The following is a 15,688-nucleotide window of genomic DNA, read 5'->3' on the forward strand; positions in this document are numbered from 1 at the left end:
ATAATATGAATCAAGAGTTAAGAAATTAATCACTTCGTTTAGGAATTATACTCTATCAGAAATTTCACTATAATGAAGCATTTCTATATTTTACGTAGTTGTACTGAAATGTTTGACTTTCTTCAAGATGGCAATACAAAAAAAGCCTTAACTCCCCTTCGTATGAATATGTGATTTTATAAATAAAAAGTCCGTTTAAATTTTCTAATAAAGCAGTTGAGTTAGGATTCTTCTACATGATGTTTGGAGCTATCTCTTATAACTCGATTGTAAAATTCGATGTTTTGTGCCACTATCTCGTTGGTGTTGAATCTAGCAGTTGCATTTAGATAAGCCCTGTCGGCTTGTTCACACCTATAAATGGGATTCGAGATTAGCCGTTGCAAAGCCTCTGCAAATTCATCGATACGTTTCACCCTGCATTTGCAAACACAGTTACTGTCTCCTATAATCTCTTGAAAACAATCGATATCGGAACAAACAATTGCCTTCCGCAGTAACATTGCCTCCAGTAAGACCAAACCGAAAGTTTCTGCATGGCTTGGAAATATGCAAATATCGGCACTGTTAGCGTATGACATAGTCTTGTCATAAGGTAAGCGACCTAAATACGATACACAACCGATCGATTGCTTTGAAAAGAGAGATTTGCATTTTTCCCATGTCGAAGAACCATTCACTACTGCATCCTGTCCGATGAGAATGAGTTTGACATTGTCGTTTTGCTCGCATATCCTGTTGAAAATAAGAGGCAAATCAAGTACCCCCTTTTTCTCAACAATTGTCCCCCAATAAAGTATCGTTATTGTATTTTTGTTCATGTCACTAGATGAAAGAGGGGGCATGTTTATATCCACAGGATTATATATTACACATTTTCTCTTATTCGAAGACAGACTGAATAATTTATCCGTCAGGTCGAGAGCCTGTCGGCTAACTCCTATATAGGCATCAGAATTACGCAAAGCATTATATTCCATAAGCCGTACGTTCCATGGAGTTTTGTTTCCAGACAAATGATCGAAATACACATTTGAACCATGTAATCTTGTAACTACTGGTACAGATAAACTACAAAAAGCCAAAGGTCCCTCCCAGTCGATAGATTCAACGAGGTCGATGCCAATCTTTGCCACTAATAGATTTAACTTTTTATTTAGATACCTTCTATTGATAAAAGAAGAAAATGGAGACTTATGAGGCTGGTTTATAGGTATCACAGATATACCATCGTCCCACACAGTTTCTGTAAACTTATTGCCCCAATACACAACTGATACCTTCACACCAGTCTCACTCTTAACGATAAGATGAGACAAATGTTTGATAAAAATTCCGATTCCGCCACATTTCATACCCAATATCGGATATTCTGTAGTTAAAAACGCTATATGCATCTCTATTGTATTTTTTGGAAAATATCAATGAAAGATTTTGTTTGTTGCGATGCCAAGTAACGGCGGCAATATTCTTTGTTTGCCGTCATTGGAAATTTTTCGCTAAATACTTGTTTGATGACAGTAACACCTTGCTGAGGAGTATCTATAAAAATACCTATGCCTGCTTTTATCAATTCGGTTCGTGCTTCGCTAGTCATGGGCACCATTGCTAATACAGGCACTTGTAATGCGATATAATCGACCATTTTTGCGAAATTAGTCCACCATAAAGCCGTGTGTCCGGGAATAAGTACTGCTGCTTTTGCATTAACTATCAATTCATACAATTTACGCTGCGGTACATGATTGATATATTCCACGTTGTTACAGATTCCCAAATCATTGACAAATTCTTCCGTTTGTTTTTGATTGATATTCTTATTACCCACAATTTTAAGGGTGCAACCCTTGCCTTTTAATTCCTTAGAATTGACAGCTTCGGCAAATATTTTCAAGAAATTATCTTTATATTCATGGAGGTATTCACCCACGAATATTATATAATTCTCTTTTTCTCTATTTTGAAAAGAAGGCAAATAATCATCATCTACTCCAGTTGGAATAAAATATGATTTATTTGAGTATCGTCCCTCATATAAATCATTAAATATATTCAGGTATGCTCCCGACAGACCAGTAATAGCATCAGCGTATTTAAAAGTATCTTGTTCAATTTTCTTTTGCTTGGCAAAAACAGGAAAATAATCAGAATACATTCGCTTAGCGTATGTGGTAGGATCCCTGAAATCAGCAACCCATTTTACTCCGGTTAGATGTTTAAGTCGCATACCGATTCTATTTGAGGTAAAAGGCAGGCAAGTGGTATATATGATAGATATATCATGTTCTTTAATTATTTTTCGTCCCATCCTCACGGCACTTCTTTCCCAGAATCTAAAGCGGTCGGGAACTTGAATCCATCGGTCTAGTATATATTTATAAAACTTACCGAATAAAGATTGCTTGTTAGAGGTGACTGTATCCGTGCTTTTTGACTGTGCACCAATAGTTTTTGCTTTGGCTGTAATGGCTTTGAGTGAAGTATCTTCTCCTCCAAGCAACATTCTAAGGCCGCGCAATGTCGGTTCTATATAATTGGCTTGATAAATAGGCACGTCTTGGACTTCGTCCAACAAATCAGGATCTTCTAAATATAGATAATTACGATTAACCGTCAGTACTATCGGATTCCAACCTGTACGTTTAAGATATTTTACAAGTTTAAATGCCCTAAATACCGCAGCATGAGTCTGTGGCGGAAAAAAAGGAGTAATTATAAGTATGTTTTTATTCATCGTTTTAATTTGTTTAAAATCAATGCTTTTACTTTTTTCTTATTTTCTTTGTCTAATAGCACATAATAGGACAGAACAACCAATATTATTGAAGAACTAAGAGCCACGATAATCACTCTTGTAAAGGACTCAACCAAGATATGTTGTATGAGTAGGATTGCGGTAAAAGAAGGAATACTTATGAAAAGATTCACTACCATCGTTGTGAAGAAAAAACGTATCGGTTTGAAATCTTCAACATAATGATGGAGTGTATATGAGCAAACGATATAAATCAATAATGTGCTCACTATAGGCAATCCAAAAGCCCAAGTCAAGCCGATACCTTTACTAAACAATAACCAAAGTATCGGAATGACTGATAATGATACTGTCCCCGCCATAAATGAATAAAATTTCAAACGTCCGACAGCTTGTATTCCAATATATATAATATTATTATTCAATGATATGAAGCTTGAGACTATCAATAAAATACAGAATTCAATTGTATATGGAGGAACTTCCACGAGCCATAAATTCATTACATAATGTATTTCAGAGATAAAAGGAATAGCAACCAACAGATATAACACATTTGCCAAACAAGTAGTTTGCTTTAGTAATTGTATCATGGCATTGAAATCGGTCAATGCGTATTGCTTTATAATTTGCGGCCTCGAAGCCATTACCAAATTGGTTGATACTTGTTCAATCATCAGTTGCACAGTTGTTGCCAATCCGGCTGCGGCATTAACAGCTGTACTGCCAAATATATTAAGCAACATATTTGTTCCCTGTTGACGAGTAGTAAAGCAAATATTGGAATAAAGATTCCATCCTGAAAAGCTAAACAGAGAACGGCCGATAACCTTATTCCATTCCCAATTAATCCGGCATTCGTCATAATGCCTAATGCAATAAATGCGATATGTCATTGCAATCAAGAATGAAGATAAGAGCATAAGTCCTCCATATAAAATGAGCTTATCACATACTGTAATAAGTAGAAGTGTAGCGATCAGCAACTTCAACAGTGATCCAACAATTTCCACAATAGCATACACGTCCATTTTTTCGTGCGAAATAAGAGTCGCATTGTATGGAACTTGAGTGATGCTGACCATTGAGGAAATTATTGAAAATTGATACACCCAAACAGCTGCACTCATTCTCTCATCTGGAATGTTCAATTTTTCGAATAACAGCCAAAGTCCGACCGTTTCAGCCAAAAACAAGACTATAATTGCAATTCCTATATGTAATATAAAGGCTGTATTGAATGTTTGTTGGAGTTGTCGAGGGTCATTTTTGGCAAGTTCGACTGTAAGAAAGCGTGAAGTCGCTCCACTCATCGTTACATTCAAAAAGCTAAATAGGACAACAATACCGCCGACAAGTCCATAAATGCCATAATCATCTACACCAAGTGCATTTAACACGATCCGTGATGTATATAGTGATACAATCATGGACAGCAACATACGTGCATAAAGTGCCACTGTATTCTTGAATATTTTTTTATTATTTACGGACGATGTCTTATTCATAGCAAGCTTATGATCTTCCTAATACAGACGGAATGTATCTTTTTATTAAGGTTGTCGCAAAATAGCATATTGCAACAATGAGTGCAAATTCCAATATGGTCCAACTGTAGTTTACAAGATGTAACTTATTGCGCACGATCCAGAATGTATCTACAAATAATATATGTAGCCCCAATAATGCCAAACTGTTAATTCCACACCAAATCAATATTTTATCCAATGGAATAAGTTTCAGCTTTCTCGAATTAAAATATGAATTGATAAACCAATAAAAATTCATAATAAAAACCATTGAAAGCAACAATAGATGCAATGGAAAATTGTTTGATTTTAAGTCAACGTAAGAGGGAAATAGAACGATGAAAACAATGGCGATAATAAGCAAGAATAATGAGTATATCGGTGAAACCTTCATGCCGTACCATTTGTTCCGCATGAAGCAAAAACCAAGATGGTAATAAATCAAGGTAGACATTGTTGTGTCAATAAAATATGGCAAATCAATGTTATTAGCATTTAACCAATATCCTACTCCATATAATAATATACATAATGCGCTGATTGTTAATGCTTTATTGTAGGGGTGATTTTATGTATCAATAAATAAACGAATGAAACCTCGAACAAACAAATTAAAAACCAAATTACATGAAATAAAATAAAAGAGTTTTCATCACCGAGAAAACCATCAAACATACTCGTTACAGGGAGCGAGATCGCTTTTGCCCAATTATGAGTTTCGTTAAGTTTCAAAACGAACAAATATGCGAACAACAAAAAGGCAAAAAAGGCCCAAGGAATCAGTAATTGTCTGGTCTTTTTTGCAAAAAACTCTCTCAAACTGATTGGACGAAAGAAACAGCCTGACACAAAAAAGAAAAGGGGCATGTGAAAACTGTAAATAACGGTTTTCAACATGTAAGGGATTTGTATATGACCAAGGATGACCAATAAAATTCCTCCCCCTTTCAATATGTCAAAGGAGACAATCCGATTAGAGTCTACCATCTACAACGTTTTTTTCAAAGATAGCTTTAACATCGAATATGACGTGTTGAGCATTTAGTAACGTTTTTACATCAAAGCCTATAAACTGTTCGTGTGCTACAGCTATAATTGCCGCATCGAATTTCTTATCCAAAGGATGTTGGTTCGTTACCGAGATTCCATATTCTCGCATAACTATATCAGGATTGGCCCAAGGATCATATACGGTGATATGTACGTTATACTCTCGCAAAGCATTGTAAATATCTATAACCTTTGTGTTCCGCACATCAGGACAGTTTTCTTTAAAAGTAAACCCTAATATGAGGATATGAGAGTTGAGCACCTGTATTCCTTTCTTCAGCATCAATTTCGCAACTTGGTTGGCCACATATTCCCCCATACCGTCGTTCATTCGGCGACCGGCTAAGATTATCTCAGGATTATAACCGTGACGTTGTGCACATTGAGCCAAATAATACGGATCAACTCCAATGCAATGGCCTCCAACCAGCCCAGGCTTAAATGGCAGGAAATTCCATTTGGTAGAAGCTGCTTCCAGTACATCCTGTGTATCAATGCCCATTTTAGTAAATATCTTGGATAGCTCATTCACAAATGCGATATTGATATCACGCTGTGAGTTTTCTATTACTTTGGCTGCTTCCGCTACTTTCATCGTAGGAGCGAGATGTGTACCGGCGGTAATTACAGAAGCATATACCTCATTTACTTTCTTACCTATTTCAGGCGTAGAACCGGAAGTAACCTTTTTGATTTTTTCTACTGTATGAAGTTTATCTCCCGGATTTATACGTTCAGGGCTATAGCCAGCAAAGAAATCTTCATTAAATTTCAATCCGGACACTTTTTCCACAACCGGGATACATTCGTCTTCTGTAACACCTGGATAAACAGTAGATTCATACACCACAATATCCCCTTTGGAGATTACCTTACCAACAGTTGTGCTGGCACCGTAAAGCGGAGTCAAATCCGGATTGTTGTTTTTGTCTACCGGAGTGGGAACGGCAACTACATAAAAATTGTAATCACGGATTTCCTCTATATTGGCAGTACACTTAAAACCATTGGCAAGGGCAGATTGGAGTAGTTCATCTGACACTTCGAGTGTCGCATCATGACCTGCCATCAAAGCAGTCACACGAGCTTGGTTCATGTCAAAACCTATCGTTTTATACTTTGTCGAGAAAAGACGAGCCAAAGGGAGCCCTACGTAACCAAGACCAATTACGCAAATTTTAGTTTCATTCATAATTTCATCTGTTATTATTACTTTAAATATTCTTCCAATACCATTTGACAGCCTCTTTCAAACCGTCACGCATACTGTATTGAGGATTGTAACCTAAAAGGGATTTTGCTTTATCAATACATGCCAAGGAATGGGGAATATCCCCCAAGCGGTTGGGACCATGAATTATTTTCACGTTGGCAATTTCGGGGTCAAATTCACTCAAAAATTCTTTCAAGTAACCGACCAACTGGTTTAATGTGGTGCGTTCTCCGAAAGCAGTATTGTATACTTGGTTGGTTGCATTCGGATTTGTCGTGGTCATAGCCAGCATGTTCATTTGAATCACATTGTCTATATAAGTAAAATCGCGGCTATATTCACCATCTCCGTTAATGACAGGACTCTCATGAGCCATGAATTTCTTAACGAACAAAGGAATCACCGCAGCATATGCCCCGAATGGATCTTGACGACGACCGAAAACATTGAAATATCGTAAGCCGATACATTCCATTCCATAGGTTTTGGCAAACACATCGGCGTAAAGCTCGTTTACATACTTTGTTATGGCATAAGGCGAAAGCGGTTTACCAATCACATCTTCTACTTTGGGAAGAGACTGACTGTCTCCATATGTAGAAGAACTTGCTGCATATATAAAACGCTTTACATTGGCATCGCGAGCGGCTGTCAGCATATTTAAGAATCCCGATATATTAGTTTCATTTGTAGTTATAGGATCTTTGATAGAACGTGGAACTGAGCCTAATGCTCCTTCATGCATAACGTAATCTACATTTTCTACAGCTTTCTTACAATCGTTCAGATTCCGTATATCTCCTACGATAAGTTTAAACTTATTCGGATATCGTTGTAGAAATGGAAAAATGTTTTCAGGTTTACCTGTGGAAAAATTATCCAAACAGATTACATCATAGTCGTGAGCCAATAAATACTCACATAAATTGGAGCCGATGAATCCCGCTCCACCAGTAACTAAAACTTTTGTTAATGACATATGGATTGTTGTTTTATGTTGAAGTTGCAAGCCTATTGCTTGATAGGGGTGTAATGATTTATTTTAAGACTGGTTTGGATAAAAGAGAGATTGTGTGTATCTGCTCCAAGTCGATTGTTACAATTTCCATTGAATTCCAGCCTGTTGGATTTTTTTGTATGTATTTTATGCAAATCCACCTAGAGAGAAAAAGTTAAACAGAATCTACAGGTCTTAATAACCGATAATTATAATCTATTTAAACTATAACAGTCTGACTATCAATTAAACAGTTTTGTATATTTTTTGTAATACTCGTACAAATGAACTTTTGAAATATATTGTAATTGTGAATGTCCGTTCCTATATGAGTAATAGCCTTTTCTTTTAATAGCAGCATGGCTTTTTTCTTAATCCGGTTGCCATACATACCCGCTATTGACGGAAGATTGAACTGAAACTTCACTCCCATGTCTTTTAATTGTTGATAATCCGACTCACCCATATAAACATACCGTTCCGGATGGGCAAGAATGGGATAATAGCCTTTAGCCTTGATGCGGAGCAGAATGTTGTTCAATCCCATCGGAGGGTTAAAGTAGGAGGTTTCCACCAGTAGATGGTCACCGCTTTCACCCAAGGGCAGCAGATCGTTCTTTTCCAACCGTTCCTCGAAGAGGTTGTCAAGCATGTTCTCTGAGGCCAGATGCAGTTTTATCGGACCGCTATAGGTGGCTTGAAGTTCAGCGTAACGCTCCCGGAGGTGCAGTGTGGTGTTGGGCATATCTTCCATGATATGCGGTGTAAGCCATACGGATTTTATGCCCAACTCTTCATACAGGCGCAGTATTTCCAATGCTTCTTCCATCGTCTGCACACCGTCGTCCACACCCGGCAGAATGTGCGAGTGACAGTCGGTAAAATTCTTGAATATACCGCTATCTTTCAGCGATATACGTTTCCTGAATGGCCACACAATGATACGAGTATTTTTATATAAAACATTTTATTTTTTTTAATTAATAATCATCCATTTATCCCCACCCTGTTTTCCGTCGGAACCTTAGTGGTATCCTGAGCCGTAACCGTAGTGATAACCATATCGATAGCCATAACGGTATCCATAGCGACCGCCACTTCCCTCGGTCCCGTTCAAGATCAGGGACATGTTCTTGTATTTTTTCTCCTCGTAGATTTTCTCCAATTCAGCAAGCATACTCCGTTCAAGTAATCCTGCACGAACTACGAAAACGGTACGGTCGGCCAGTTTCTCAATAATTTGCGTGTCGGCCACCAGTTCAACGGGCGGACAGTCGATCAGCACATAGTCATATTGCTCCCTTACAGTATCGATTGTCTGCTTTAACCGCTCGTCGAACAATAATTCCGTTGGGTTAGGAGGAATCGTTCCCACGGGTAGTATATCCATAGATTTATGTTTCGGATCGGGTACGATGATCTCATCCAGATTATCGATACGACCTCCCAGATAGTCGCTCAATCCCTTGTCAGGAGAGTCGATATAGGATGATGCAGAGGCGTGGCGCAGGTCTCCGTCGATTACCAGCACTTTTTTTCCTTTGATGGCAAGGCTCACGGCGATGTTCATGGTCAGAAACGATTTGCCGCTGCCCGGATTGAATGAGGTCATGATGATGACATTCGAAGTCTTGTCCTTGCCGGTCATAAATTCCAGGTTGGTACGCAATACGCGGAATGCCTCGTTGATGATGTCACGGTTGCCCTCCTTGACGATAACGGCCTTGACTTCCTGCGGTTTCTTTCCTAATATCCCTTTTTTCTTTCTTGTGAACAGCGGAATTTCACCGATGAACGGTATAGTCAGGTTTTCCAGGTCTTTCCTTCCCCGTACACGGGTATTCATATTCTCGCGCATGAAGATAATGACTATCGGAATGAGCAGCCCCAGAGCGAATGCGACCATAAAGATATTTTTATGCACAGGGGATGTCGGCAACATGCTGCCGTGTGGCGGGGTAACAATGCGGGTATTATAAGCCGTGAACGCCTGTGAGAGTTCGTTCTCTTCACGCTTTTGCAACAGGAATAGGTAAAGAGCTTCCTTTACCTTCTGTTGGCGCTCCACCGAAAGCAGGTACTTGGCCTGTGTTGGGTTGGCCGCTATACGTGATGTCGTCTGTTGCTCCGTCTGCCGCAAACTTTTTATCTGCGAATTCAAGGTCACTATCTGATTGTCGATAGATCTGATTATCGCCCCACGCATGGATGCCAGAGCCTGATCCATATCCACGACCAGCGGATTTTCCGTGCTGCTGTTCGCAACCAGACTGTTGCGCTGCAACAGTTGCTTGTTGTATTCGGCAATCTGCGATTCAATATTGGCGCTTTCAATGCCGGAGTTGGCCGGAAGCAGTTGGGTACGGTTGGCATCGTTGGCTAAATAGTTCCGGATGTAACGGGTCATATAAAGCTGGTTGTTCAGGGACAGGATCTGCGCGTTGGCCGCACTGCTTTGAGCCATATACATACTCGATGCCGCCTGCACGTCGGGCAACAGATGTTCTGACTTGTAAGAGGAGATATCCTCGTCCACATTTCCCAGTTCCCGTTCGATTACGCCCAGACGCTCGTTGATGAACATTGAGGTGCTGACAGCGATCTGGTTTTTGTCCTTCACCCAATTCTCGTTATAAACGGAAATCAACATGCTCAATACATCTTCTGCCCGCTGTGTGGAGTTATCCTTGAATGACAAGTCTATGACTGACGCTTTCTCGCTGTTCAATGAAACGGACAGATTGGACGAGCAGGAGTTGACGGCGTTATACAGACTGGATTTGCCTACATATAATGTATATGCCTCGCCTTTCACGTAATTGGGTGTTGTATGGATAATGATTTTTCCCAATGGCGTAGTGATGGAGTCGAGCAAGCTTCCCTTTACGTCCTTTTCTTCAAGATCTGTCCCGTTACGTATAAAGTCGGATAGGTATAACGTACCGTCCGGCTGTATTTCCAACGTAAAACCGGCTGATTCATTCTCAGGCAAGTCATTTATCGTTACATCCACCGGTAATGTCAGTCCATAGGCTACCTGACGGTGGAATTTTCCCCGAACGAAGTAATTCATATCCAGACGCAACCGTTTAACCACTTCGGTCATTAAAGACGGTGATCGAAAGGTGATGAGTTCGTTATTCACATTTGTACCGGATTGAAACAGCCCGAACTCCGAGAAGGATTCCAAATCCGAGGAGACCGACTTGCCTTTGGAATCCTCTTTGATCAATACCGAAGCGGTACGTGTATATACGGCAGGAGTGCGTAACAGATAGGCAGTAGCGGCACCGATCGTTACCGCTAAAGACAAGACGAACCACTTCCATCTTGCGAGGCACAGGTATAACAGGTCCTGTATTCGCAGGAAATCATCCTGCTGCCCCGGTTTTATATTCTTTTGATTTACGGTCATCATATCTGATTCTATATTATTTTACAATCAACACGGTAATGGTCGTCAGCAACGAGGCCAATGACATCCAGAAAGAGGCTGAGCGGACGTTATTGCCGTTGACGGTCGCCTGCCGTGCTTTCATTGAGTTGGGTTCCACATAAACGATATCGTTCTGCTGCAAATAATACGCAGGAGAGGCATAAAGGTCATATCCCGAATTCAGGTTGACCTGATACAGGGTTTTTTTCCCGTTTTCCTCCCGTTGTACCAGCACGTTTTCCCGTTTCCCATAGACGGTAAGGTCCCCGGCCATGCTTAAGGCCTCCAAAAGTGTCAGCTTGTCCTTTTCGATATTGAAACGTCCGGGGGTGGCAACCTCGCCCAACACTGAAACGGTCAGGTTCATAAACTCCACTGTAACAACGGGGTCTTTCACGAGATTCTTTGAAACCAATTCCTCTTTTATATACGAGGCGATCTCCGCGCGTGTCATTCCTGCCACATGGATATGTCCCAGCACAGGAAAATCAATATCCCCATCCTTATTTATTGTATATCCTGATATTCCCTGACTATTGGATGTACCTGATGTCGTACCAATCTGTCGGGATATGATCGGAAGGTTGAAAAGGTTCATTAATAAGGGGTCTTTGCTGTTGACCTGTATGGAAATCTTGTCTTCTGGACGTATCCGGATTTCCAGCGGGTTCAAGACTTGCTCTGCGGTACCCCGTTTCAGGTCCGTGAAATAAGCGACTTTCGGTGTGGCACATGATCCCAATAGAAAGGCCACGGTTAATAAGGATAAAATGTATCTGATTTTCATATTTATTGATTTTTATTTGTTGGTTTTCTGTTCCGATTGAAGTTGTGCGATAGATTTTGTCAGCCTGATGTTGGCGAGAGTCCATATCAATATATCACCCAAAACGATCCAGTTCACATTGAGATAAAGGGACAGAAGAATATTGAGCAGTATGAATATAGTTGACACGGAAACAATGATGATCATGGTATTGCGCTGCTTTATTCCGAGAGCAAGCAGCTTATGGTGGATATGGTTCTTGTCCGGCAGGAACGGGTTCTTTCCGTTGCGTACCCGATGCAGGTAAACCCTGACCACGTCACAGCATGGAACCAGCAAGGGTGAGAAGGCCAGCACCATCGGATGTACATTTCCTGTATTATCGTCTAGTCCGCACATGGTCAGTTTGAGACTGAGGAAACAGAGCATCATGCCGATGGTCAAACTGCCTGTGTCGCCCATGAAGATCTTCCTTCCGTGTTTGGCGTTCCCGAAAACATTGTAATAGAAGAATGGTACCAACACTCCCAATGTGGCAAACGCCAGCATGGCATAAACATACTGATGGAGCATAAAGAAAGTCAGTCCATAAAATAGGCAGGCGATACTGCATAGCCCGGAAGCCAGCCCGTCAATGCCGTCAATCAGGTTGATGGCATTGATGATGAAGACCACGATCAGGATGGTCAGGGGATATCCTAACCATAACGGCACCGCATGGATGCCCAGAACACCGTATAGGTTGTTGATATATACCCCACCGGCAATAAGCATCACGCCGCACAGAATCTGGATGACAAACTTGGCACGATAACGGATACCGATCAGGTCATCGGCCATGCCAACCAGATATAGTACCATGATGGAGCAGAAAGCAAAAGCCAAAGAGCACACGTCGTTCCCGATTTCGGACAATATCTCCGAATGTCCCAGCACCATATTGATTCCTAGCAACAGGGCTATGGTGAAAAACACTACCGGCTTGAATGCGATACCACCCAATCGGGGCACCGCACAATGATGTACCTTCCGCTCATCGGGAAAGTCGAACAATTTCTTACGGAAAGCGATTAGCAGAATCTGGGGAATGACGATACCCGCACAGAGAACACAAAGCAAAAATGCCAGTGAACAATTTACAATCCAAAAATACATATATTCAAATATTATTTTATTTGTGTAAGGCCACGAGGAAGGGGAACTTCATCATCTCCTTTTTGTGTCATCTCTCAAAATTTGTCACAATCGGAATCATTGATGACTTCAATCAAATCGGGATGAACTTCTACCGATATACCCATAATCCCTTCAAGCATCACAACCACCCGGCGGCGACGTTTTCCTTTCACCCGCATGAATACGCCCTTTACTCCATTGAACTTGCCACCGTAAATACATATGTGGGTACCTTTCCGTATGTCAATCTCTTCCGGTTTATAATAAATAGTGTTTTCTTCATACTGCGAGGCAATCTTGATAAAGCTCTCCATTTGCTTATCCGGCACCACGATATATTTCAGTCCCGTGCTTTTCTCCCACATCATGAATTGTAAGAAATTATATTTTTTTTTGAAATCCGTGATCTGTTTTCGGGAAGCATGCACGAAGACGAGATTCGGGATGACTGGTACAAGCCTTTTGGATTTCACTCCGTGATAGACCCTTACGGCATAGTGTTTCGGTATGAAATACTCTAGACCATCCTTGCCTTTGAGCATCTCTTCCGCCTTTTTCTCGTTTTTATAAGCGCTCATGGCGAACCATTGGATTCTAGTTAGATCTTCCCTTGTGGTTATGGGAGTACTCATTCGTCGTGTGTTTTTTAGTTATTACGGCAGGTCAAGATATACCCATAGTTCATCCCAACTTATGTATTGGTCTGTATTATAGTAATTTATGTCTTTTTTGGCTGTCATATCAACCATTCATGCCGTCTTTTATCTTGCCGCATTCCTATTTTTCTCCATAAGAGAAATAGAGGACATAAATATTTAACATATATAATTGATTTACAGGGATTATTCGCTGTAAATACAATCTAGTTTACTCAACATTTGTTATGTAACCACGACATTTAACGAGGTGGCTATTAAGGTTTTTCTTTGTTTTATGCTATTATGTTCAATAATTTATGTATTTTTGCATATTCAAAACATTTCTCTTATGGAGAAAACCGTCATTTATTCAATCTTTTTCAAGCAAGAATTTTGTACTTTCACGGGGCTTTTTCCTTTCTGAATCCATCTTGTCATACAACTGAAAGTATAGGGTATATACTTGTTCATTATATTCCTATGGCATTCGTATAGGAAATTTCTCCTATTTTCGGTGTTTCTCTTTCTGAGAGAAATGGGGTGATTGGTATTTTGATGTATATCAAATATTTATAAGATTGGTATAATCAATTTGCTCAACAAATAATCAGTTTTTTCTAATCATACCTCTTATTTTTTATGGTATGACTAATATTTTTCTTCTGATTTTTAGTGTTTTTTGTGTTATCTTTTGTACTTTTGCATTTACAAATCTTTCTCTCAGAAAGAAAACTTCAATTTGTATAACATAATTCCAACTTATTTTTTGTCAGATAAATAAAAATAATAATTGCCATAGAATAACAGCGGGCCGATTGGGCACGTATGCTGAAACCTATGGCGTAAACTGTTTTATAATGTGAATTAAAGTGTATTTAAAATAATACTGTTCGCTTTATCCACTACGGAGGTGTCTAACGATGCAAGATAAATCCGTGTAGTGCTTTCTGAATCATGTCCCATAGCTTCGCTGATGGTAGCCAACGGAATGTTTTTGCTTCTGGCGATAGAAGCCCAGGCGTGACGTGCCACATAACTCGTCAGCGGAATAGGAAGGCCGATTTGTTTTCCCAATTTCTTTAGTTTTGAATTCACCAGCTGGGCTGCATTCTTGTATTGTTTCCGTTCATCCGTTTTTGCGTCGAGAATGATCGGCAATAGATAAGAAGAACCTATGGTATCGTATTTATCTATGATTTCTTGCATGGGCTTTTCCCATTTGATTACTAGCTGTTGGTTGGTCTTTTTTCTGCGATATGATAAAAAACCGTTTTGCAAATTACTTTTCTTTAGATAAGCCATGTCTATAAATGACATCCCTCGGGTATAAAAACTGAACATAAATAGGTCTCTTGCATATTCCAAAGAGGAGTCGTGACTTAAATCCATATCGCGTATCTGTCGGATAATTTTGGCCGGAACTGCCCGTTTTACAGTTTTATCTATGCCCGTATATACATGTTTAAACGGATATCGCTGTATAACCAATTCTTTTTCTACGGCACGATTATACATGGCTCTGAGGTTTCTCATGTAATAGGAAGTACTGTTCGGACAAATGTCATTAGATTTTAGATATTGTTCATATTCCATCATCAGGTTGGAGTCTATATTGTCGAAAGGGATGTCTCTGCCTTTCTTTCTGAAATTCATGAATCGCTTGAAGCTATTGAGCGTAGTGGTATAAGTTTCTGTGGTGCGTATTTTACCTATTTGTCTCAATTCTTCAATGAGATTCTCACAAAATGACACAAAGTACTCGTTCACAGGAGGAGCGGAATAATATTCAATGATTTCGTCTGCCGTATATTTGTATCCAAGATTCTCAAATCTTATCATAATATCTTTTAGACGTGAGGTGTCTTCCTCAATACATTTTTTTAAAGAAACCAAATACCGATGCCGGTTTTCTCCTGTCTTTGCTGGTATGATTATTTGGGAATTGAAAATATCCCACTCGTCAGGATAAATCTTGTATCCTGAATTTATCTGCCTTGCTACACGATTATGAATTACTTGATAGAACAATGTTCCCGCTTTTCCTTCTATAGAGGAATGTCGATACTTTATTTTTAATGATGCCATTTTTTTGTTTAATTAATATTATATTCTCCAAAATAAATGTTTT

At 39.7% G+C, this 15,688-nt stretch carries 12 protein-coding genes; all 12 read right to left on the minus strand.

Features of this window, described 5'->3' with window-relative positions; all coding sequences use genetic code 11:
• Positions 1-221: 221 nt before the first annotated feature.
• The gene (locus INE92_RS26280) at positions 222-1,397 is read right to left on the minus strand and encodes a glycosyltransferase family 4 protein (protein ID WP_005868857.1); all 1,176 of its coding nucleotides are present in this window, start codon (positions 1,395-1,397) and stop codon (positions 222-224) included.
• Between the two features lie 2 nt (positions 1,398-1,399).
• A complete protein-coding gene (locus INE92_RS26285) occupies positions 1,400-2,734 on the minus strand; it encodes a glycosyltransferase (RefSeq protein ID WP_005868855.1) in 1,335 nt (444 codons plus the stop codon).
• The gene (locus INE92_RS26290; protein WP_005868853.1) at positions 2,731-4,263 is read right to left on the minus strand and encodes a lipopolysaccharide biosynthesis protein; all 1,533 of its coding nucleotides are present in this window, start codon (positions 4,261-4,263) and stop codon (positions 2,731-2,733) included. Before INE92_RS26290 ends, INE92_RS26285 begins: the two co-directional genes overlap by 4 nt.
• A gap of 564 nt (positions 4,264-4,827) precedes the next feature.
• Positions 4,828-5,271 carry an acyltransferase family protein gene (locus INE92_RS26295; protein ID WP_005868848.1) on the minus strand — a complete coding sequence of 148 codons (444 nt, stop codon included), beginning with the start codon at positions 5,269-5,271 and terminating at the stop codon, positions 4,828-4,830.
• On the minus strand, positions 5,258-6,526 hold the full coding sequence (locus INE92_RS26300) for a nucleotide sugar dehydrogenase (RefSeq protein WP_005868845.1): 1,269 nt from the start codon (positions 6,524-6,526) through the stop codon (positions 5,258-5,260). The genes INE92_RS26295 and INE92_RS26300 overlap by 14 nt, the downstream gene beginning before the upstream one ends.
• Positions 6,527-6,548: 22 nt before the next feature.
• The gene (locus INE92_RS26305; protein ID WP_005868843.1) at positions 6,549-7,526 is read right to left on the minus strand and encodes an SDR family oxidoreductase; all 978 of its coding nucleotides are present in this window, start codon (positions 7,524-7,526) and stop codon (positions 6,549-6,551) included.
• 238 nt (positions 7,527-7,764) lie between these two features.
• Positions 7,765-8,481, minus strand: a complete 717-nt coding sequence (locus INE92_RS26310; protein WP_005868841.1) for a tyrosine-protein phosphatase — start codon at positions 8,479-8,481, stop codon at positions 7,765-7,767.
• An 87-nt stretch (positions 8,482-8,568) separates the two neighbouring features.
• Positions 8,569-10,959, minus strand: a complete 2,391-nt coding sequence (locus INE92_RS26315) for a GumC family protein (protein ID WP_008782414.1) — start codon at positions 10,957-10,959, stop codon at positions 8,569-8,571.
• Between the two features lie 16 nt (positions 10,960-10,975).
• A complete protein-coding gene (locus INE92_RS26320) occupies positions 10,976-11,767 on the minus strand; it encodes a polysaccharide biosynthesis/export family protein (protein WP_211421161.1) in 792 nt (263 codons plus the stop codon).
• A gap of 12 nt (positions 11,768-11,779) precedes the next feature.
• Positions 11,780-12,901 carry an MraY family glycosyltransferase gene (locus tag INE92_RS26325; protein WP_005868835.1) on the minus strand — a complete coding sequence of 374 codons (1,122 nt, stop codon included), beginning with the start codon at positions 12,899-12,901 and terminating at the stop codon, positions 11,780-11,782.
• Positions 12,902-12,975: 74 nt separating this feature from the next.
• Positions 12,976-13,554: a UpxY family transcription antiterminator gene (locus INE92_RS26330; protein WP_005868833.1), complete on the minus strand. Its 579-nt coding sequence runs from the start codon at positions 13,552-13,554 to the stop codon at positions 12,976-12,978.
• 870 nt (positions 13,555-14,424) lie between these two features.
• Positions 14,425-15,645, minus strand: coding sequence for a tyrosine-type recombinase/integrase (locus INE92_RS26335; protein WP_005868829.1), 1,221 nt, complete (start codon positions 15,643-15,645; stop codon positions 14,425-14,427).
• Positions 15,646-15,688 lie beyond the last annotated feature (43 nt).

The sequence above is a fragment of the Bacteroides xylanisolvens genome (assembly GCF_018289135.1).
In the GTDB taxonomy this organism is placed as follows: domain Bacteria; phylum Bacteroidota; class Bacteroidia; order Bacteroidales; family Bacteroidaceae; genus Bacteroides; species Bacteroides xylanisolvens.

What these genes read in the sequence shown, in the direction of transcription:
- INE92_RS26280 (WP_005868857.1), bottom strand. Translation starts at nt 1,397, where the DNA reads ATGCATATAGCGTTTTTAACTACAGAATATCCGATATTGGGTATGAAA.
- INE92_RS26285 (WP_005868855.1), bottom strand. Translation starts at nt 2,734, where the DNA reads ATGAATAAAAACATACTTATAATTACTCCTTTTTTTCCGCCACAGACT.
- INE92_RS26290 (WP_005868853.1), bottom strand. Translation starts at nt 4,263, where the DNA reads ATGAATAAGACATCGTCCGTAAATAATAAAAAAATATTCAAGAATACA.
- INE92_RS26295 (WP_005868848.1), bottom strand. Translation starts at nt 5,271, where the DNA reads ATGGTAGACTCTAATCGGATTGTCTCCTTTGACATATTGAAAGGGGGA.
- INE92_RS26300 (WP_005868845.1), bottom strand. Translation starts at nt 6,526, where the DNA reads ATGAATGAAACTAAAATTTGCGTAATTGGTCTTGGTTACGTAGGGCTC.
- INE92_RS26305 (WP_005868843.1), bottom strand. Translation starts at nt 7,526, where the DNA reads ATGTCATTAACAAAAGTTTTAGTTACTGGTGGAGCGGGATTCATCGGC.
- INE92_RS26315 (WP_008782414.1), bottom strand. Translation starts at nt 10,959, where the DNA reads ATGACCGTAAATCAAAAGAATATAAAACCGGGGCAGCAGGATGATTTC.
- INE92_RS26320 (WP_211421161.1), bottom strand. Translation starts at nt 11,767, where the DNA reads ATGAAAATCAGATACATTTTATCCTTATTAACCGTGGCCTTTCTATTG.
- INE92_RS26325 (WP_005868835.1), bottom strand. Translation starts at nt 12,901, where the DNA reads ATGTATTTTTGGATTGTAAATTGTTCACTGGCATTTTTGCTTTGTGTT.
- INE92_RS26330 (WP_005868833.1), bottom strand. Translation starts at nt 13,554, where the DNA reads ATGAGTACTCCCATAACCACAAGGGAAGATCTAACTAGAATCCAATGG.
- INE92_RS26335 (WP_005868829.1), bottom strand. Translation starts at nt 15,645, where the DNA reads ATGGCATCATTAAAAATAAAGTATCGACATTCCTCTATAGAAGGAAAA.